This window comes from Curtobacterium sp. 18060, from assembly GCF_902706105.1.
Taxonomy (GTDB): domain Bacteria; phylum Actinomycetota; class Actinomycetes; order Actinomycetales; family Microbacteriaceae; genus Curtobacterium.
The window spans coordinates 1-18,758 of record NZ_CACSJV010000024.1; the positions used below are offsets into that span (position 1 = coordinate 1).

Annotated in this window: 23 protein-coding genes and 1 pseudogene; 8 read left to right on the forward strand and 16 right to left on the reverse strand. The window is 71.9% G+C overall.

All coding sequences use genetic code 11. The features are described from left to right. Window positions 1-352 (reverse strand): annotated as a pseudogene (locus GVL05_RS20020) (hypothetical protein); the annotation flags it as partial. Between the two features lie 111 nt (window positions 353-463). Here GVL05_RS20020 and GVL05_RS12085 point away from each other — a divergent pair. Further along, window positions 464-895 (forward strand): GNAT family N-acetyltransferase, encoded by a 432-nt coding sequence (locus GVL05_RS12085; RefSeq protein ID WP_111084314.1) that lies wholly within the window; start codon window positions 464-466, stop codon window positions 893-895. A 40-nt stretch (window positions 896-935) separates the two neighbouring features. Here the strand turns inward: GVL05_RS12085 and GVL05_RS12090 are convergent, their stop codons facing one another. Together GVL05_RS12090 and GVL05_RS20270 are read right to left on the reverse strand one after the other, a co-directional pair. Then, entirely contained in the window at window positions 936-1,463 is a 528-nt protein-coding gene (locus GVL05_RS12090) for an Lrp/AsnC family transcriptional regulator (protein ID WP_123292064.1), read from the reverse strand. Window positions 1,464-1,472: 9 nt separating this feature from the next. Beyond that, entirely contained in the window at window positions 1,473-2,039 is a 567-nt protein-coding gene (locus GVL05_RS20270) for a TetR/AcrR family transcriptional regulator (protein ID WP_123338818.1), read from the reverse strand. A 112-nt stretch (window positions 2,040-2,151) separates the two neighbouring features. Here GVL05_RS20270 and GVL05_RS12100 point away from each other — a divergent pair, with 112 nt between their 5' ends. Beyond that, entirely contained in the window at window positions 2,152-3,627 is a 1,476-nt protein-coding gene (locus tag GVL05_RS12100; protein WP_111084317.1) for an MFS transporter, read from the forward strand. Window positions 3,628-3,824: 197 nt separating this feature from the next. Continuing rightward, window positions 3,825-4,265 (forward strand): phage holin family protein, encoded by a 441-nt coding sequence (locus GVL05_RS12105; RefSeq protein ID WP_159573284.1) that lies wholly within the window; start codon window positions 3,825-3,827, stop codon window positions 4,263-4,265. Window positions 4,266-4,284: 19 nt separating this feature from the next. Here GVL05_RS12105 and GVL05_RS12110 read toward each other — a convergent pair whose 3' ends face one another. Further along, on the reverse strand, window positions 4,285-4,791 hold the full coding sequence (locus tag GVL05_RS12110) for a hypothetical protein (RefSeq protein WP_123292060.1): 507 nt from the start codon (window positions 4,789-4,791) through the stop codon (window positions 4,285-4,287). 38 nt (window positions 4,792-4,829) lie between these two features. Continuing rightward, window positions 4,830-5,219, reverse strand: a complete 390-nt coding sequence (locus GVL05_RS12115; protein WP_123292059.1) for a DUF5997 family protein — start codon at window positions 5,217-5,219, stop codon at window positions 4,830-4,832. Window positions 5,220-5,252: 33 nt separating this feature from the next. On the opposite strand from GVL05_RS12115, the gene GVL05_RS12120 reads away from it, so the two are divergent. Both GVL05_RS12120 and GVL05_RS12125 read left to right on the forward strand, forming a co-directional pair. Further along, a complete protein-coding gene (locus GVL05_RS12120) occupies window positions 5,253-6,074 on the forward strand; it encodes a LysR family transcriptional regulator substrate-binding protein (RefSeq protein ID WP_159573285.1) in 822 nt (273 codons plus the stop codon). Next, window positions 6,071-6,541: a GNAT family N-acetyltransferase gene (locus tag GVL05_RS12125; RefSeq protein WP_159573286.1), complete on the forward strand. Its 471-nt coding sequence runs from the start codon at window positions 6,071-6,073 to the stop codon at window positions 6,539-6,541. The genes GVL05_RS12120 and GVL05_RS12125 overlap by 4 nt, the downstream gene beginning before the upstream one ends. Window positions 6,542-6,604: 63 nt before the next feature. On the opposite strand, the gene GVL05_RS12130 is transcribed toward GVL05_RS12125, so the two are convergent. The 5 genes from GVL05_RS12130 to GVL05_RS12150 form a co-directional block, all read right to left on the reverse strand. Further along, complete coding sequence (locus tag GVL05_RS12130) at window positions 6,605-7,417, reverse strand: DJ-1/PfpI family protein (protein WP_159573287.1); 813 nt, start codon at window positions 7,415-7,417, stop codon at window positions 6,605-6,607. A 50-nt stretch (window positions 7,418-7,467) separates the two neighbouring features. Then, window positions 7,468-8,169: a DNA-3-methyladenine glycosylase I gene (locus GVL05_RS12135; protein WP_159573288.1), complete on the reverse strand. Its 702-nt coding sequence runs from the start codon at window positions 8,167-8,169 to the stop codon at window positions 7,468-7,470. Between the two features lie 49 nt (window positions 8,170-8,218). Continuing rightward, window positions 8,219-8,635, reverse strand: a complete 417-nt coding sequence (locus GVL05_RS12140) for a VOC family protein (protein WP_131845730.1) — start codon at window positions 8,633-8,635, stop codon at window positions 8,219-8,221. A 277-nt stretch (window positions 8,636-8,912) separates the two neighbouring features. After that, window positions 8,913-9,248, reverse strand: a complete 336-nt coding sequence (locus GVL05_RS12145; RefSeq protein WP_111084327.1) for a hypothetical protein — start codon at window positions 9,246-9,248, stop codon at window positions 8,913-8,915. Between the two features lie 22 nt (window positions 9,249-9,270). Next, entirely contained in the window at window positions 9,271-10,941 is a 1,671-nt protein-coding gene (locus GVL05_RS12150; RefSeq protein WP_123338808.1) for a sodium:solute symporter family protein, read from the reverse strand. Window positions 10,942-11,083: 142 nt separating this feature from the next. Here GVL05_RS12150 and aroQ point away from each other — a divergent pair, with 142 nt between their 5' ends. Together aroQ and GVL05_RS12160 are read left to right on the forward strand one after the other, a co-directional pair. Beyond that, the gene (gene aroQ / locus GVL05_RS12155) at window positions 11,084-11,527 is read left to right on the forward strand and encodes a type II 3-dehydroquinate dehydratase (protein ID WP_159573289.1); all 444 of its coding nucleotides are present in this window, start codon (window positions 11,084-11,086) and stop codon (window positions 11,525-11,527) included. A 293-nt stretch (window positions 11,528-11,820) separates the two neighbouring features. Then, window positions 11,821-12,873: a Gfo/Idh/MocA family protein gene (locus GVL05_RS12160; protein WP_159573290.1), complete on the forward strand. Its 1,053-nt coding sequence runs from the start codon at window positions 11,821-11,823 to the stop codon at window positions 12,871-12,873. Between the two features lie 115 nt (window positions 12,874-12,988). Here the strand turns inward: GVL05_RS12160 and GVL05_RS12165 are convergent, their stop codons facing one another. Then, window positions 12,989-13,585 (reverse strand): NAD(P)H-dependent oxidoreductase, encoded by a 597-nt coding sequence (locus tag GVL05_RS12165; RefSeq protein WP_165901113.1) that lies wholly within the window; start codon window positions 13,583-13,585, stop codon window positions 12,989-12,991. 89 nt (window positions 13,586-13,674) lie between these two features. Here GVL05_RS12165 and GVL05_RS12170 point away from each other — a divergent pair, with 89 nt between their 5' ends. Beyond that, complete coding sequence (locus tag GVL05_RS12170) at window positions 13,675-14,187, forward strand: MSMEG_6728 family protein (protein WP_159573291.1); 513 nt, start codon at window positions 13,675-13,677, stop codon at window positions 14,185-14,187. Here the strand turns inward: GVL05_RS12170 and GVL05_RS12175 are convergent. The 5 genes from GVL05_RS12175 to nadB all read right to left on the reverse strand — a co-directional run bounded on the left by GVL05_RS12175 (window position 14,147) and on the right by nadB (window position 18,720). Further along, window positions 14,147-14,437, reverse strand: a complete 291-nt coding sequence (locus GVL05_RS12175) for a hypothetical protein (RefSeq protein WP_159573292.1) — start codon at window positions 14,435-14,437, stop codon at window positions 14,147-14,149. The genes GVL05_RS12170 and GVL05_RS12175 overlap by 41 nt on opposite strands. A 223-nt stretch (window positions 14,438-14,660) precedes the next feature. Continuing rightward, a complete protein-coding gene (locus tag GVL05_RS12180; RefSeq protein ID WP_131921776.1) occupies window positions 14,661-14,927 on the reverse strand; it encodes a hypothetical protein in 267 nt (88 codons plus the stop codon). Between the two features lie 93 nt (window positions 14,928-15,020). Further along, window positions 15,021-16,211 carry a cysteine desulfurase family protein gene (locus GVL05_RS12185; protein WP_159573293.1) on the reverse strand — a complete coding sequence of 397 codons (1,191 nt, stop codon included), beginning with the start codon at window positions 16,209-16,211 and terminating at the stop codon, window positions 15,021-15,023. Between the two features lie 2 nt (window positions 16,212-16,213). After that, complete coding sequence (nadC, locus tag GVL05_RS12190; protein WP_159573294.1) at window positions 16,214-17,092, reverse strand: carboxylating nicotinate-nucleotide diphosphorylase; 879 nt, start codon at window positions 17,090-17,092, stop codon at window positions 16,214-16,216. Beyond that, window positions 17,089-18,720: an L-aspartate oxidase gene (gene nadB, locus GVL05_RS12195; RefSeq protein ID WP_159573295.1), complete on the reverse strand. Its 1,632-nt coding sequence runs from the start codon at window positions 18,718-18,720 to the stop codon at window positions 17,089-17,091. Before nadB ends, nadC begins: the two co-directional genes overlap by 4 nt. Between the last annotated feature and the right edge of the window lie 38 nt (window positions 18,721-18,758).

The window sequence follows — 18,758 nt, forward strand, 5'->3', positions numbered from 1 at the left end:
CTGCCGGGGGTGCCGGGGCCGGCTTCGGGGGTGCCGGTGCCGGTGCCGGTGCTGGTGCTGGTGCCTGCTTCGGAGCTGGCGCAACCGCTGCGCGGACGGGGTCCACGACGCCGCCGACGACCTGTCCGACACCGCCGGACACGTCGTGCACGGTCTCGCCGAGCCCGTCGACCACACCGCTGACGATCCCGCGCTGCTGCGTCTGGGCGGGCGGAGTGGACGCGGCCTCGGCAGCCGAGGCCGGACGGGCCCCGAACGCCAGGGACAGCAGCACGAGGGCAGCGAGGGTCCCGACGCCCAGCAGGGCGATCCGGAGCACCGCGAGCCAGGGGGCGCGCGACGTCGTGTCCATGCGCTCACCTCCTGAACTCGGCTGCGCACGTAGAGTGGTTGACCGGCAATGTACGCCGGTCCGCTCCGGAACGCACCCCGTTCTGGAAGAAATTCTCAGGAAAGGCCGTCCGTGGTCTCGATCTTCTCCGCACCGACCCGCAACCTGGACATCGTCACGCTGCACGAGATCCTCCGCCTGCGACAGGACGTCTTCGTCGTCGAGCAGGGGGCCGCGTACGGCGACATCGACGGGCGTGACCTCGAGCCCGGCACCGTGCAGTTCTGGGCGGGTCAGGGCTCGGTGGACGCCACGCTCCGGCTCCTGCGCGAACCCGACGGCACCGAGCGCATCGGCCGCGTCGTCACGGCGGCGCACGCCCGCGGGCAGGGTCTGTCGGGGCAGCTGATCGAGGCCGCGATCGCCGAGTCCCGCTCCGCGAGCATCGCCCTCGGCGCCCAGTCGCACCTCGAGCAGTGGTACGCCCGCTTCGGGTTCGTGCGCTCCGGGGACGAGTACCTCGAGGACCGGATCCCGCACGTCCCGATGACCCGGCAGCGCTGACCGGACCGGCGCGTCAGGCGCGTCTGCGTGGGCGGGCTCGTCAGGCGCGCCAGCGGCGGAGCTCGTCGAACGAGCGGCCCTGCGTGGACCGGTCGGCGACGAGCCGCTCGAACACGATGTTCGTCTGGGTCGTCGCCACCGACGGGTCGCCGCTGAGCTCGTCGGCGACGAAGTCCCGCAGCTGCTCGGTCGACTCGCACGCGATGTGCACGAGGAAGTCCTTGTCGCCGGCCAGGAACGAGACGTCCTGCACGACGGGCACCCGGAGCAGTCGCTTCGCGAAGTCCCGGAGTTCGTGGCGGGCCGCAGCGTGGACCCGGACGGAGACCATCGCCTCGATCGAGAAGCCGAGGCGCGCGATGTCGACCTCGGCCCGGTAGCCGCGGATCACCCCGGCGTCCTCGAGGGCCCGGACCCGGGTCAGGCACGTCGACGGCGCGATGCCCACCGCGGCGGCGAGCCGGTTGTTCGGGATCCGGGCGTCGCCGGCCAGGGTCCAGAGGATGCGCTCGTCGACCTCGTCGAGGCGCGGGGCGGGGTCGGGACGGCGGGCTGGTCGGTCGGACACGGCTCGACGCTACCGCGACGGTGCGAGCAGGGCGCGGAGCGCGTCGTCGAGTGCCCCGGCCACGACGTCGTCGTCGGCCGACGCGAGCGGCTCCACAGCGGTGGACCGCCGGAGCATCGTCATCCCGAGCACCACCGACAGCGCGATCTCGGCCCGGACGAGCAGTTCCTCGGTGACCTCGCCGCCGACGGCCGTGGCGAGCCGTTCCGCGTACCGGCGGAGGGTCTCGCGGCGGATGGCGTCGGCACCGTCGTCGCCGGAGGACCGGAGCAGCAGCATGAGCTGGAGGGAGTCGTCGTCGGTCGGCGCGCGGACCACGTGTGACACCAGGCCGGCCAGCGCGCGCTCGAGGCCGCGCTCGACGGGCTGCTCGACCCCGAGGTCCTGCACCACCCGGTCGAGGCAGGCACGGAACAGCCCCTCCTTCGAACCGAAGTAGCGGTTGATCAGCGCGACGTTGACCCCGGCGTCGGCGGCGATGTCGCGCACCGTCGTCGCCTTGTACCCGTCGAACGCGAACCGGTGCCGCGCCGCCCGCACGAGCAGCAGTCGGGTGGCGGCGGCGTCCTTGCTCATGGTCGAAGCGTACCGGCCCGACCCGGGATGTAAGCAAGTGTTGACATCGCGTGAGAACTGCGTACCCTCGTCAAGTCAGCAATTGTTTACATCACCCGAGACACGGAGCACGATGACCGACACCATGCAGAGCCCCCGCACGGGCTCGCACCCCACCACCGCCGGACACCGGCCGAACAGCACGGCGATCATCGTCTACCTGTCCCTCGGCGGTCTGTCGTTCGCGGTCCTGCAGTCGCTCGTCGCCCCGGCGCTGTCGACCATCGGACAGGACCTCGGCGCCTCGACGAGCGCGACGAGCTGGGTGCTCACCGCCTACCTGCTCTCCGCGTCGGTGCTCACGCCGATCCTCGGCCGCCTCGGCGACATGATCGGCAAGCGCAAGGTCCTGATCGTCGTGCTGTCGATCCTGCTCGTCGGTGCCGTGCTCGCCGCGCTGGCACCGAACCTCGGCGTCCTCATCGTCGGCCGTGCGCTGCAGGGCGCCGCCGGCGCGGTGATGCCGCTGTCGATCGGCATCGTCCGCGACGAGCTGCCGAAGGAGAAGGTCAGCGTCACGATCGGTCTGCTCTCCGCGATCTTCGGCATCGGCGCCGGCGTCGGCATCGTCGCCGCCGGCCCGATCGTCGAGCACCTGTCGTGGCACTGGCTGTTCTGGCTGCCCGCCGTGCTCGTCGTCATCGCCCTGCTCGGCGCGATCTTCGGCATGCCGGAGTCGCCGGTCCGCAAGCCCGGCCGTCTCGACATGGTCGGCACGTTCGTCCTCGCCGTCTCGCTCGTGTCGATCCTGCTGGCCGTCAGCGAGGGCGAGACCTGGGGCTGGGGTGACGGCAAGACCATCGGCCTGCTGGTCCTCGGCGCCGTGGCACTGGTCGCGTTCGTCCTGGTCGAGCTCCGCGTCGCCGAACCGCTCATCGACGTCCGCCTGTTCGCCGTCCGCGGCGTCTGGACCGCCCACGTCGTCGCGCTCGTCTTCGGCTTCGCGATGTTCGGAACCTTCGTGCTCGTGCCCACCCTGCTGCAGCTGCCGAGCGCCCTCGGCTACGGCTTCGGCAAGGACGTCACCCAGGCCGGTCTCTTCCTGCTGCCGACCGTCCTGATGATGATCGTCGCCGGGCCGATCGCCGGCATCCTCGTCCGCAAGGTCGGTCCGAAGCCGCCCATGCTGCTCGGCGGGATCGCCATCGTCGCGGCGTTCCTGCTGCCCGCGATCGCGCACGGCGAGCTCTGGCAGGTCGTCGTCTCCGGCATCCTGACCGGCATCGGCATCGGCCTGGCCCTCGCCGCGTGCTCGAACGCCATCATCGAGAGCGTCCCCGCGAACCAGACCGGCGAGGCCATCAGCGCCAACACCGTCGTCCGCACGATCGGCTCGAGCGTCGGCACCGCGGTCATCGCGGCGCTCATCACCTCGCACAGCACCCCGCAGGGTCTGCCGACGGACGACGCCTTCACCATCGGGTTCTGGGCGTGCACCGGCGTGGCGGTCCTCGCCGTGCTCGCCGCGCTCGCGGCCCCGTCGATGCGCGCGCGCCGCGCAGCGGCGGCGGCCCGTGGCATCGACGACCTCGAGGAGATCGCCGAGTAGGGCTCTCGGCCCGACCACCCCGGGAGGCCCGTCCTGCGTCGTCGACGCGGGGCGGGCCTCCCGGCGGTCGCGCCCGCCGCTACCGGCGGCTCCGCAAGCTGAGAAGCGACCGAGCGCGCCGCCGCCGACGTGACGATCATCGGACCGGACGCGTCACAGCAGGTGGACGCGATCACCGCGCCCCGGACAGGAGACCCATGAGCACCACGGACCACGACGACACCACGACCAGCAGCAAGCCGTCCTTCCGCGACACCGTCACCGCCGGCCTGGTGCAGAAGGCGCTGGAACCCGTGCTGCGCGCCGTCCGTGACGAGGTGGCCTCGGCTCGGCGGGAGATCAGCGAACGGGCGAACGGCGCGAAGACCGGGCTGGTGCTCACCGGCGCCGCGGTGGCCTTCGCACTGACCACACTCGTGCTGCTGGCCGGCCTCGTGGTGGCACTCCTGGCCCTGGCGCTGCCGATCTGGGCGGCGACGGGGATCACGTTCGTGGTGTTCGCCGTCGTCACCGCCGTCCTGTTCGTCGTCGGACTCCGAGGCATCCGACGGGGCGTGCCGCCGGTGCCGAAGGACACCATCCGCGCAGCGAAGGACCGTGTCACGCACTCGGGCGACTCGTCGGCCACGACCGACTGACCCCGACGACGCTCGAGCGCTACATCGCGAGGGTCATGCCGACGACGGCGACCGTCATCGCGAAGACCTCGCCGCTGCGCACAGCCCGGCGGTCCTCCTGCGCCCACTCGTACCGCAGGAGCCACCCGCTGAACGCGCAGTAGCCGATCACGCCGGCACCGAGCACCGCGGACAACGCGATGCCGTGTCCCGCGTGCCCGTCGGCGACGCCGGTCGCGTGGCCCATCAGGAGCATGCCGGCCATCACGACCGCCGACAGCGCGCGGTGCACGTCCATCGGCTCGGCGCGGCGGCCGTCGGCACGGCGTCGGCGCATCACCGGCAGCGGTGCGAGCAACAGCAGGAGCGTCGCCGCGAACAGCGTCCACACCGCGCCCGCGTGCACGACGGGCATGAGCATCGCGACGAGCATCACCGCGGCCGGCACGATCACGCCGGGGCGCGGTCGGTAGCGGTCCCCGACGATGCAGCACACTGACGCGAACTGCGGCACGACGAGCATGGCGTCGGCGACGGTCTCGTGCACGGCGGGTCCTCAGCTGCGGCGGCGCGGTGCCGGGCGGGTCAGTCCTCGGCGCGGGCAGCGGCCTTGGCGGCGCGCTCCTGCTTCACACGGGCGTTCTCGACGTGCACGGCGGCCTGCGTCTCGCGCTCGCGGACGAGCCACTCGGGCTTCTGCTCGAGCAGCGTCTTGATCTCCGCCGTGGTGAGCGCGTCGTCGATCCCCGCACGGGTCAGCCCCGAGATCGAGATGCCGAGCTTCTGCGCCACGACGGGTCGCGGGTGCGGGCCGTCGCGTCGGAGGTCCTCGAGCCACGTCGGGGGTTCGGTCCGGAGCTCGTCGAAGGCGGTCCGTGTGACGGGAGCGCCCTGGAAGGACTCCGGAGCGGCCGCCAGCAAGATGCCGAGCTTCTTCGCAGCCGTTTCGGGCTTCATGGTCTGTTCCTGCGCCATGCCCCCTAGAGTACGGCCCCTATGCTCGTCTGCATGACCGCGGCACTCACCATCGCATTCGTGCCCGGGGTCTCCCCGGCCAAGTGGGCCCGTGTCTGGCGGGATCGACACCCCTCGATCGAGCTGCGGCTGCGGCCGATCGGGTCCGACGACGTCGACGACACGCTCGCCGGCGAGGTCGACATGGTCTTCGCACGCATGCCCGTCTCCGACCAGCACAACGCCATCCCGCTCTGGACCGAGACGGCCGTGGTCGCGATGCCGAAGGACTCCCCCCTCGCCGACCTGGCCGAGGTGGACCTCGCCGACGCCGAGGTGCACGTCGTCGACGCCGGTCCGGTGCCGGCCGACATCGCCGCCGCGCTCGACCTGGTCGAGGCGAACGTCGGCGTGGTCGTGCTCCCCCAGTCGCTCTTCCGCGCGGCGAGCCGCAAGGACCTCGTCGCGCGCCCGCTCTTCGGCGCCCCCGGCACGCAGATCGCGCTGGTCTGGCGTGACGAGGACGCCACCGAGACCACCGAGGAGTTCATCGGCGTGGTCCGCGGACGCACCGCCAACAGTTCGCGGAACCAGCCGACCGGCACCGATCGCGACGTCGAAGAGGCCCTGCGTGCGGCAGGCGGCGGTTCCAAGGCCGGTGGCGGCTCCGACGGGTCGGGCAAGGGCGCAGCAGGCAAGGGCGGGTCGGCCAAGGGCGGAGCGGGTGCCGGAGGCGCCGGCGGCAAGGCGAAGGCCAAGTCGCCCGGCAGCGGCAAGTCCGGCAGCGGCAAGAAGTCCAACACCGGCAAGGGCCCCACCCCCGGCCGCGGGAAGATGCGCGGCAAGCCGAGCCGGGGTTCGAAGGGCAACCGATGACGGACACGCGCCTGCAGGAGATGCCGGCCACGCGCCTCCCGGCCTGGCTCGACCGGACGATGGCCGAGTACGTGGCGTCGAGGATGCAGGCGGGTGAGACCCGCGAACAGGCCGAGGCGAACAAGCAGAAGTCGCTCGACCAGTGGTTCCCGGGCGGGGCCCCGGCCGACGGCCACCTGGTGTGGGACGTCCTCGACCAGGACGACACCGCGGTCGGGTACCTCTGGATCGGGCCGTTCGCTCCGGGCGGGACCGACTGGTGGGTGTTCGACGTCGAGATCGACCAACCGCACCGTCGTCGCGGGCACGCGCGCCGCGCACTCGACCTCGGCCACCAGGCCGCAGCGGAGCACGGCGCGACGAGCATCGGGCTCAACGTGTTCGGCTACAACACCGGCGCGCAAGACCTGTACGCCTCGCTCGGGTACGAGGTCACGGCGACGCAGATGCAGAAGCCGCTGGCCTGAGGGTTCTGCCGCTGGGTTCAGCCGCGTCGTCGCGGCAGGTGCTTCGTCAGGGCAGCTGCGTCGTCACGGCAGGACGGCAGCCGCTGCGCGGGTGACCCGGTCCCCGCGAGCTGCCTCGGCCGCAGCCCGTGCACGGGCGACCACGACGGCGTCGGCGCGCTCCGCGGAGCCCGCGTCGAACGGCGGCTGCGGGTCGTACTCGATCTGCAACTGGATCGCCTCGGCCGCTGCCCGCCCCGCGAGCTCGGCCGCCAGCCACAGCGCCATGTCGATGCCTGCACTGACGCCGGCCGCCGTGACGACCGCGCCGTCGTCGACGATCCGCTCGTCGACCGGTTGCGCCCCGAACGCCTCGAGCATCGGCTTCGACGCCCAGTGGGTCGTCGCACGCTTGCCGGCGAGGAGCCCCGCGGCACCGAGGACGAACGCACCCGTGCAGACCGAGGTCACCCAGGTGGCGCGCTCGGCCTCGCGCCGGACGAACCCGATGACCTCGGGGTCGAGCATCGCGTCGAAGGCACCGTCACCGCCGGGGACCACGAGGACGTCCGCCGGACCCGCGTCGGCGATGGTCGTCGTCGGGACCAGCGCGAACCCGCAGTCGGTCGGCACCGGGTCGAGCGTCGCCGCCACGTACTCGACGCGTGCGCCGGGCACCCGGGAGAGCACCTGCGCCGGGCCGGTGAAGTCGAGCTGCGTCAGGTCCGGGAAGAGCAGGAAGGCGATCCGGACCTCGGCGGGGTCGTGACCCGGCGCCGTCGCCGCGTCCCCGGCCGTGTCCGGCGCGGGGGCGGGCACGTCGACGGGCACGTCGACGACGTCGGCGTCGGCCGGGTGGACAGGACGCACGCGCGGGTTCGGCTGGTCGGTGCTCATGCCGCGACCCTAGCCCGGTGCCCTCGCCGGCGGTGGGGTCGGCGTCCTGGTCAGTTCCAGACGCCCGAGGTCCCGCGCCGGTGGCTGCCGAGCAGGTGCGTGTCGACGATGCCGAGCGCCTCCATCAGGGCGTGCATCGTGGTCGGACCGACGAACGCGAAGCCGCGCTTCCGCAGTGCCTTCGACAGTGCGACGGACTCGTCGGAGGTCGTCGGGACCTGGGCGTACGACTCCGGTTCGGGCGTCGTCGCCGGACGGAACGACCAGACGAAGTCGGACAGCCCGCCGTCCTGCCGCAGGGCGACCGTCGCGTTCGCGTTCGTGATGGTCGCGAGGATCTTCGCCCGGTTCCGGACGATGCCGGCGTCGGCCATCAGCCGAGCGACGTCGTCCTCGCCGAAGCCCGCGACGGTGTCGGGGTCGAAGTCCGCGAACGCCGCACGGAACGCCGGACGCTTCGCCAGGATCGTGCGCCAGGACAGGCCGGACTGGAACGCCTCGAGCGACAGCCGCTCGAAGACGCCGCGCTCGTCCCGCACCGGCATGCCCCACTCGGTGTCGTAGTAGTCGCGGAGCAGCTCGTCCGTCGATGCCCACACCGGCCGGGCGAGTCCGTCGTCGCCGATCACCAGGTCGGAGTGGAGCGCGGGCTCGGTGGCTGCGGGCTCGGTGGCTGCGGGCTCGGTGGCTGCGGGCTCGGTGGCTGCGGGCTCGGTGGCTGCGGGCTCGGTGGCTGCGGGCTCGGTGCTCATCGCACCATCCTGGCGTGCGCCGCCGACACCGTCGTTGCCAGCCGTGTGGTCACTCGGCTGGCGGGCCGTCCTGGGCGGCCTGCGGGTCCATCCACACGTACTCCCACCGGTGGCCGTCCGGGTCGGTGAAGCTCCGCTGGAACATGAAGCCGAGGTCCATCGGCGCGCGGTCCTCGCTCCCGCCGGCCGCGACGGCGGCGTCGACGATGCGGTGCACCTCGTCCTTCGACCCGGCGGTGAGCGAGTTGATGACCTCGACGGTGCCGGCGTCGGCGATCGTCTTGTCGGTGAAGTCGGCGAACTTCGCGTGGGTGAGCACCATGACGTAGATCGTGTCGCTGATGACGATGCACGCAGCGGTGTCGTCGCTGAACATCGGGTTGATCGAGTAGCCGAGGGCTTCGTAGAACGCCTTCGAACGGTCGAGGTCGGTGACGGGCAAGTTGATGAAGACCATCGTGTCCATGGGGAGGTTCCTTTCGTCACGCTCAACCTGGCCCGTGGCGCGGCGATGCGCAACCGTTCCGTCGCGGTACGGGAAACGCAATACCCCGGGCCCGCGCTGGCTGCAGGATTCTCCGGGGCTCACTTTCGACCGAGCAGCACGCGGTCGACATATCAATTTTACGAGTCCAGCGCGGGCCACGTCAAGTGATCCAGGACACCGACTCGGAACGACGAAGCCGCTGTCGAGCGACAGCGGCTTCGTCGTTCCGAGTCGGCTCAGTGGCGCGCGCCCGAGGTCAGGCGGACGCGCGGCCCTCGCCGGCAGCCTTCTGGTCGGCCTCGGCCTCGGCCTGGCCGATGATGTCCTCGGCCGGCACCGGGTTCAGGCGGTCCCAGAGGAAGAACAGCAGGCCGCCGACGAGCATCGACAGTCCGACCCACAGGTTGATGTGGATGCCGCCGGTCTTCTCGGGGTCGGTGTCCCAGTGGACGATGCCGACGATCGTCACGATGACGCCGTAGAGCACGAACAGGCCGCCGAGGATGCGGCGCAGGTCGAGACGACGGGTCGAACGGACGAGGGCGGCCTTCTGCTCCTCGGTCAGCGCGCCGGGGGTGGTGGTGTCACTCATGGTCGGTGATCTCCTTCGCGGATCAGAGGAACGGCAGGTACAGGACGACGCACAGGATCAGTGCGACGGTGCCGAGCAGCGCGGGCGAGCGGTACCAGGCGGTGTCGGTCGCGACGGAGTCGCCGTGCAGGTCGATCTTGCCGATGCCGTAGACCAGACCGCCGAGCTCCTTCTCGTCCTTGGGCGTGGTGAACATCGAGACGATGAACCCGACGATCAGGACGGTCACGAACGAGATGATCGCGCCGTACAGGGTCTCTGCGGTCGCCGTGGCGAACAGGTCCGGGTTCACGAGGTACGCGATCCAGGTGATCGTCGGCGTGACGATGCCGAGCACGTAGCCCCAGAGCGCACCCTGCGTGGTCATCCGCTTCCAGAGCAGGCCGAGGATGAAGACGGCGAACAGCGGCGCGTTGAAGAACGAGAACAGCGTCTGCATGTACGTCATGATGTTCGACGCCTGGGCCGCGATGAACGCGGTCGCGATGCCGACCAGGACGCCGACGACGGTGACCCAGCGACCGGTCTTCAGGTAGTGGATGTCCGGCATGTTCGGCTTGATGTAGCGCTGCCAGATGTCGTACGTGAAGACGGTGTTGAACGACGAGACGTTGGCCGCCATGCCGGCCATGAAAGACGCCAGCAGGCCGGTCACCGCGACGCCGAGGACACCGGTCGGCAGGTACATCTGGATGAGCTTCGGGATCGCGTCGTTGTAGGTGAGCGAGCCGTCGGCGAACTGGTTGCCGACGACCGCCGCGGCGATGAGGCCGGGGATCACGACGATGGCCGGGATGAACAGCTTCGGGATCGCGGCGATGAGCGGGGTCCGGCGTGCCGCGGACATGTTCTTCGCCGAGAACGCGCGTTGCACCTCGGTGAAGTTGGTGGTCCAGTAGCCGAAGCCGAGGACGAAGCCCAGGCCGAGCACGATCGCGAGCCAGTTGGCGCCGATCGGGTTGGTCACGTCACCGAAGCCGGTGCCGGCCCAGGCCTGCAGGTGCTGCACGCCCTGGGTCTCGGTGATCGCCTTGCTGAGCCCGTCCCAGCCGCCGACGCGGTGCAGGCCGACGATCGTCAGCGGGATGAGCCCGGCGATGATCACGAAGAACTGCATGACCTCGTTGTAGATCGCGCTGGAGAGCCCGCCGAGGGTGATGTAGACGAGCACGAAGCCGGCGGACACGACGATGGCCAGCCACTCCGGCCAGCCGAGCATCGCCTCGATGACGATGGCCATGGCGTAGAGGTTGATGCCCGCGATGAGCACGTTCGACACCGCGAACGCGATCGAGTTCACGAGGTGCGGGGCCTTGCCGAAGCGGCGGAGCATGAACTCCGGCACCGACCGGACCTTGGAGCCGTAGTAGAAGGGCATCATCACGAGCCCGAGGAACACCATGGCCGGCACCGCGCCGACCAGGTAGTAGTGCAGGGTCGCCATGCCGATCTGGGCACCGTTGGCGGCCATGCCGAGGATCTCGGTCGCACCGAGGTTCGCGGACACGAAGGCCAGGCCCGTGATCCACGCCGGCATCGAGCGCCCGGACAGGAAGAAGTCCATGCTCGTCCGGACCTGTTTGCGGGCGGTGAACCCGATCCCGATGACGACCGCGAAGTACACGATGACCATCAGGTAGTCGACCCAGCCCAAGTCGAGCCGGATCCCTTCGTTCGCTGCAGCGAGAACCATTCAACATCTCCACGTCAGTGTGTTGCAGTCGACAACTCCGCCGACCCGGACGGAGACGTTACACCGAATTGTGACCGTTCACATAGCCGAGGCATGTGTCTGCCGGCGGTACCCCGTGGCCCGCGATCGCTAGGCTCGCCCTATGACCGACCAGGCGCGCATCCTCGTCCTCAACGGACCGAACCTCGACATCCTCGGGCGGCGCGACCCGGAGCAGTACGGCACCGTGACGCTCGCCGAGCTCGAGGCGATCGTGCACACCGAGGCGGCCGTGCACGGGCTGGACGCGGACTTCCGGCAGACGAACCGCGAGGGCGAACTGGTCGAGTGGCTGCACGAGGCCCTCGACGACTTCGCCGCGGTCGTGATCAACCCCGCGGCCTACGCACACACCTCGGTCGCGCTGCACGACGCGGTCGAGGCGCTGTCCGTCCCGGTCGTCGAGGTGCACCTGTCGAACACGTGGAAGCGCGAGCCCTTCCGGCACGTCGACCACGTCGCCACCGCCGCGACCGCGGTCGTCGCCGGCGCGGGCGCAGACGGCTACCGCCTGGCCGTCGCACACGTCGCGTCCCTCATCGCCTGACGCCCGTCACGCCGCACGGGCGTCTCTCGCCCCGTCGAGGTTCCGAGATCTCGGAACCTCGGCGCCGCTGCCGCCCCGGAGTGGAACCTCGGCGCCACGCGGACGGCAAGTCGTGGAACCCGGCGGTCGCGCACGTCGCGCACGTCGCGCCCGTCACGCCCGTCACGCGCGCACGTCGCGCCCGACACGTGCGCAAAAGGCGGACGGGAGGCCCGTGGCGGGGCCGCAGCGGGCCTCCCGTCCGCCTCGTTGGAACGTTCCCAACTCTGGCTGGACGCGCTAGGTTCATATGTATGGACAAAGTGCGCATCGGACTCGTCGGCTACGGCATCGGAGGGCGGGCGTTCCACCGCCCGTTCCTGCTGGACGCGGCAGGCATCGACCTCGTCGGCGTCGTCGCCCGCTCGGCCGCGAAGCGCGAGCAGCTCGCGACCGACCTGCCCGGCGTCACCGTGCACGACTCCCTCGGTGACCTGATCGCCGCGGGCGTCGACGCCGTCGTCGTCACCACTCCCCCGTCCACCCGGCGCGAACTCGTCCTGCAGGCGATCGCCGCCGGGGTCGCCGTCGTCGCGGACAAGCCGTTCGCCCCGGACCCGGCCACCGCGCACGAGATCCGGCAGGCCGCGGCCGACGCCGGCGTCGTGATCACGCCCTTCCACAACCGCCGCTGGGACACCGACCTCACGACCCTCAGGAGCGTGCTGGACGCCGGACGGGTCGGGACGCCACTGCGCTTCTGGTCCCGCTTCGACCTGGTCGAGCGGCACGGCATCGCGACCGGCATCGGCGGCGGCGTGCTCTCCGACATCGGCTCGCACCTGGTCGACCAGGCCGTGTCGTTGTTCGGACCGATCGCCCGGGTGTCCTGCACGCTCGACGTTCGCGATGCCCGCTCGCTCGGCCGTGACCAGGACGGCCAGATCGACGCCGGCTTCACGCTCGCAGCGACGCACGTGTCCGGTGTCGAGTCCGTCCTGACGTCGAACAAGGCCGGGTGGCTGGGTGCACGGCAGCTCCGCCTCGACGGCGTCGACGGGACGTACGAGGCCACGAGCACCGACGTGCAGGCACAGGCAGCCGTGGCGGGTGCGTCACCTGCCGACGACCGGTCGACCTGGGGAGTCGAGCCCTCGCCCGGGACCCTCACGACGGAGTCCGGCACGGTCGACGTCCCGTCGGCGCAGAGCTCCTACACGGACTACTACGAGCGGTTCGCGCGTGCCGTCCGCGGGCTCGGTCCGGTGCCGGTGCCCGTCGACGACGCGGTGCACGTGGTCGAGGTGCTCGACGCGGCGCGCCGGTCGGCGGTGTCGGGCGAGACGGTCACCGTCCCCGCTCCGTAGGCGTTCTTTCCCACGACATCTGCGATGCGAGGTCGATTCGGGCGTACCTGGTGAGAACTCCAGACCAGGTACGCCCGAATCGACCAGGAACGCGCGGGAGAGCGGCGGCCCCGTGTCAGAAGTCCGCGGGGCGCCGCACGTCGGCCAGGCCGGCGGTGGCGAAGCCCCCGCGGATGATCGGGATCGCCCGGCGCACGGCCTGGTCGATGCGGAGTTCGAGGTCGACGTTGCCGATGTCGTAGCCACCTTCGCGCTTGGTGAAGTCGCGCTCGTTGCCGAACACCCCGATCGGCAGCGTCGTCGACTGGAAGAAGCCGAACAGCGGGCGCATCTGGTGCTCGACGAGCAGGGCGTGACGGTCGCTGCCGCCCGTCGCGGTCAGCAGGACCGGGGTGTCGACGAGGTCGTACTGCCCGATCCAGTCGAAGAACAGCTTGAACGCGCCGGAGTAGGCGGCGCGGAACGCCGGGCTGCCGACGACGAGCACGTCGGCGGCCTCGACGGTCTCGAGTGCCGCCCGGGTGCGCTCGGACATCGCCTCGCGCGAGGACGCGGCACCGAGGTCGGCCAGGAGCGGGCCGATCTCGATGGTCTCGGTGCGGGCTCCCTCGATCTCCTGCCCGAGGCGCGCCACCGTGGCCGCGACCAGGGTGGACGTCCTCGAGGGGTCCGAAGGGCTACCGCTGACGCCGACGACCAGTTCTCCACTCATGCGGTCGATGCTCACACGCCTGCCACCGAGGCGGTCCGCGTGTGACGACATGTGTCGGGTGCCAGGCCCCACGGGTACCGTCCCGCGGCATGCAGACGTTCTTGCCGTACGCCGACTTCCGGGCCTCTGCCGAGGTCCTCGACGACCGGCGCCTGGGCAAGCAGCGCGTCGAGACCCTGCAGGTGATGCGAGCGCTGACGCTGCCGGGGTACGGCTGGCAGCACCACCCGGTCACCGCGATGTGGCGCGGCTACCGTCCGGCGCTGATGGCGTACCAGGAGGCGACGTGCCGCGTCTGGCTCGACCGCGGGCACGTGGACACCTGTCTGGAGAAGACGCTGCTGGACCTCGGGCGGGTCCCGGAGGACCTGGCGGCGTACGAGCGCGGCGACGTCCCGATCCCGCCGTGGAACGACGACGAGGCCCTGCACGCGTCACACCGCTCGAAGCTGGTGCAGAAGGCGCCGGAGCACTACCGCGCACTGTTCCCGGATGCGCCTGACGACCTCGACTACGTCTGGCCGGGCACGCCGGACGCACCGGGCAGCACGGCCGCAGCCGTCACGCCACCGGGATCCACCGCGCACCGTCGCGGCGCGTGACGACGTCGGAGCGGATCTCGACCACGTCGCGGAGGCCGTGCACGGCCCGGTCGCGCACGACCGCTGCCGTGGCGTCGTCGTCGGACTCGAACCGGACGACCGCGCACGGCACGCCGCGCGGCAGACGGACGTCCTGCGCCTCGACCACGGCGTGCTCGGCGACCAGCCGGGCCGCAGCGGGCAGGACGGCGTCGGGCGCGGTGCCGGCAGCGAGCGCGCCGATCGCCAGGGTCACACGGTACGAGGGCATGCCCCGACGGTAGCGGGAGCGGGAGACACCGGGAGCCCGCCGTGGGCTGCAGGGGAACTGACGTCGTTCAGGGGGTCGACGTCGGCCCACGGCGGGTCGCGGTGTGTGGCGGGACGCGACGACAGGGGGAACGTCGCGCCCCGCTCCGGATGTCGATCAGGGGTATCGGCATCCGGTCTGGGGCACCGGCCGGGTCACGGGAGGAGCCGGGCGGTGTCGGACCTCAAGGGTGTTCGGTGTCCTCTCGGTACCGGTCCGTCTCGATCGGTGCGGGCATCGATCGTCGAGCGGCGGCGGGTCGGATCATGGGGAGCAGGGCGCTCCCGACGGTCGCGAGCGCTCCGACGGCGGCGATCAGCCCGAGGGGGGCGGTGCCGAGGTCGTGCTGCGCAGCCAGGGCGAGCGCGACGAGGGTCGCCGGTGCGGGCAGGAGCTGCACCGCTCGGAAGCGGTCGTCCCGTCGTGTCCGGGTCATCATCACGTTTGCCATGTGGACACTCTGGCGCAGATTCCGTGTCCGCATAAGGGGGGACACGACCCCACTCATGGAGTAGAACGTCTAGTACACCCTGCGTTCGACACGTCAGCCGAGTGCACGGACGGTGGCCACGGCGTCCGCGACGGCTCCGACGACGACCGGTACGTCCTCCGCGGCGAGTGAACCGTCGAAGGTGAGTCGGAGCGCGGTCCGGGCGACCTCGTCCGGGATCCCGAGCGCGGTGAGCACGTGCGACGCCTCGGTGCTGCCGGCGGCGCAGGCACTGCCCGACGAGGACACGACGTCGCGCTGTTCCAGCTCGAGCAGCACGGTCTCGCCGTTGACCCCGGGGAAGCAGAACGACGCGTGCCCGGGCAGCCGGTGCTCACGCGATCCGGTGACGAACGCGCCGGGGACGGCGGCGAGCACCCCGTCGAGCACGGCGTCACGGACGGTCGTCGCGGCGGCGGAGGCAGCAGAACCACCGGCGGCAGCAGGGCCAGAGGCAGCAGAACCACCGGCGGCAGCAGCACCGCCGGCAGCCACCAGCCCGAGCGCCGTCGCGACCGCCACCGCGCCGGCGACGTCCTCGGTGCCGGAGCGTCGGCCCCGTTCCTGTCCCCCGCCGTGCAGCAACGGTTCGACGGGCACCCCCGACCGGACCGCGAGCACGCCGGTCCCCTTCGGCGCCCCGAGCTTGTGCCCGGAGAGCGACAGTGCGTCGACGCCCAGGACGTCGAGCCCGACCGGCAGCCACGGCGCGGACTGCACGGCGTCGGTGTGGAAGCGCGCGCCGACCGCGTGGGCCTCGGCGGCGAGCGCCGGGACGTCCTGCACGGTGCCGATCTCGTTGTCGGCGTGCGCGATCGACACGAGGGTCGTGTCCGGCCGGAGCGCCGCGCGCAGCACCGACGGGTCGACCAGGCCGTCCGACGCGACCGGCAGCACCGTGACGTCGAAGCCGTGGAAACGTGCCAGGTAGGCGCAGCTCTCGAGCACGGCCTCGTGCTCGATCGCACTGGTGACGACGTGGCGTCCGCGTGGGGCGGCGAGCGCGATCCCCTTGACCGCGGTGTTCGCACCCTCGGTCCCACCCGTGGTGAAGACGACCTCGGCCGGTCGGCAGCCGAGCACGCCGGCGACCGTGGCCCGTGCGGCCGCGAGCCCGCGCGCGGCCTCGTCCCCGACACCGTGCGTCGACGACGGGTTGCCGAACACCCCGGTCAGGTACGGCCACATCGCCTCGAGGACCTCGCGGCGGACGGGGGTCGTGGCCGCCCGGTCCAGGTAGAACACGGTCAGTCCCCGGCCGTCACCGCGATGTCGAGCCCGAGGTCGAGCGCCCGGGCCGAGTGCGTGAGCGCCCCGACCGAGATGACGTCGACCCCGGTCGCGGCGATGGCCGCGACGGTGTCGAGGGACACCCCGCCCGACGCCTCGACGAGCGCGCGACCCGCGACGATGCCGACACCCGTCTCGAGCTCGGCCGGCGTGAAGTTGTCGAGCATGATCGTGTCGACGCCCGCCGCGACGACGGGCTCGATCTGGTCGATGCGGTCCACCTCGACCTCGACGTGCACGGTGTGCCCGAGTCGCTGCCGTGCTGCGGTGATCGCGTCACCGATGCCGATGCCGCCGGCGAGCAGCACGGCCAGGTGGTTGTCCTTGGCCAGCACGGCGTCGGACAGCGACGTGCGGTGGTTGTGCCCGCCGCCGCAGCGCACGGCGTACCGCTCGAGCGCACGGAGCCCTGGCGTGGTCTTCCGGGTGTCGACGATGCGCGCCGAGGTGCCCGCGGCGGCCGCGACGTGGGCCGCGGTGGCGGTGGCGATCCCCGACATGCGCTGCACCAGGTTCAGCGCGACCCGCTCGGCGCGGAGCACCGAACGCGCCGATCCCGTCACGGTGGCGAGCGTGTCGCCAGCGGTGAACGCGGCCCCCTCGTCGGCGTGCAGGGTGGCCCGGATCGACGGGTCGACCGCGTGCATGACCGCCACGAAGACGGTCCCGCCGCTCAGTACTCCGGGTTCACGGGCCGCGAGCGTCGCCGTGGCGGTCGCGTCGGCCGGGATGAGCGTCTCGCTGGTGACGTCGCCCCAGGGCGCGTCCTCCTCCAGCGCGGTCTCGATGACGCGGCGGAGGGCGTGCGGCGGGATGGTGCCGGGGTCGATGGTCATGCGGGAACCTCCTGCGGAACGGCGATGTGTCGAGTGACCGTCTCGGCGACCCAGGCGTACGAGGCCGGGGCTGCCGGATCGGTGTCGGGGTGGTCGGTGCGGGCGTGGGCACCGCGGGACTCGGTGCGGGTCTCGGCGGCGAGCGCCACCAGCCGTGCCAGGTCGAGCAGTGCGCGGTCCTCGTGCTCGCGCACGCCGCCGGTGGCGGGCGCGGTGAGCGCGTCGAGGTCGCGCCGGGCGCTCGCCAGTCCGGTCGCGTCACGCAGCAGCCCGACGCGGTCGGTCATGACGGCCTGGACCGCCTGCCGGACGGCACCGACGTCGTCGAGGTGGGTCGCGCCTCCAGGCAGGGCCTGACGGGAGGCGCGGATCACGTCCGCCACTCGGGGAACGCTGGTCACGCGCAGGTCTGCGTTCCCCCGCAGGCGGAGCAGGCCGGGCCGGGTTCCGGCGACCGCGTCCGCTGCGCGGACCGCGAAGACGAGCCCCTCGAGCAGGGAGTTCGAGGCCAGTCGGTTCGCGCCGTGGACCCCGGTGCACGCGGCCTCGCCGATCGCGAGCAACCCCGGGAGGCTGGTGCGCCCCTCGGCGTCGGTGGCGATGCCGCCCATCGAGTAGTGGGCCGCCGGGGACACCGGCACACCCTGTCGGGTCCAGTCGAAACCGGCCGCACGGGTGGCCCGGGTGAGTCCGGGGAAGCGTCCGGTCAGGAAGTCCGCGCCGAGTCCGGTGGCGTCGAGGAGCACCGGTGCGCCGCCCTGGTCGCGGACGGCGGCGGCGATGCCGCGGGCGACGACGTCGCGTGGAGCGAGCTCGGCGTCCGGGTGCACCGCCGTCATGAAGCGGCGTCCGCGCGCGTCGCGGAGGACGGCTCCTTCGCCGCGGACGGCCTCGGACACGAGCCCGCCGTCCGGCACCGCGAGGCGGGTCGGGTGGAACTGGACGAACTCCAGGTCAGCGACCACCGCTCCGGCACGCCACGCGGCGGCCACGCCGTCCCCCGTCGCCACGAGCGGGTTGGTGGTCTCGCGGTACAGGTGTCCCGCTCCCCCGGAGGCGATCACGACGGCGTCGGCGTCGATCCGTCGGGGTTCGCCGAGCAGGTCGAGGACGTCGATGCCGACGACGGTGCCGTCGCGCACGACCAGGTCGGTGAGGCAGGTGCGCTCGAGGATCGTGACGTGCTGGCGGTGCAGCGCGTCGATGAGCGTACGCTCGATCGCCGCGCCGGTCGCGTCGCCGTCGGCGTGCACCACGCGCCAGCGTCCGTGCGCGGCTTCGCGCCCGCGGGCCAGGTCGTCGCCGTACCGGTCGAGTGCCGACGGGTCGGTCGAGCGGTCGAACGGCACACCGAGGGCGAGCAGGTCGCGGACCCGGGCCGGCCCGTCGGTGCAGAGGACCTCGACGGCGCGCGCGTCCGCGCTGCCGGCTGCCGCGACGTGGGTGTCGGCCTGGTGCAGTGCCGGCGAGTCGTCGGCTCCGAGCGCCACCGCGACCCCGCCCTGGGCGTACGCGGTGGCGCTGTCGGCGAGCGCGCCTTTCGTCACCAGCGTGACGTCGTGGACGGCGCTGGCACGGATCGCTGCGGTCAGTCCGGCGATGCCGGAGCCGACGATGACGACGTGCACGGTGGTCTCCCTCGGTCGTTCGGGTTCGGGCTCGGGCT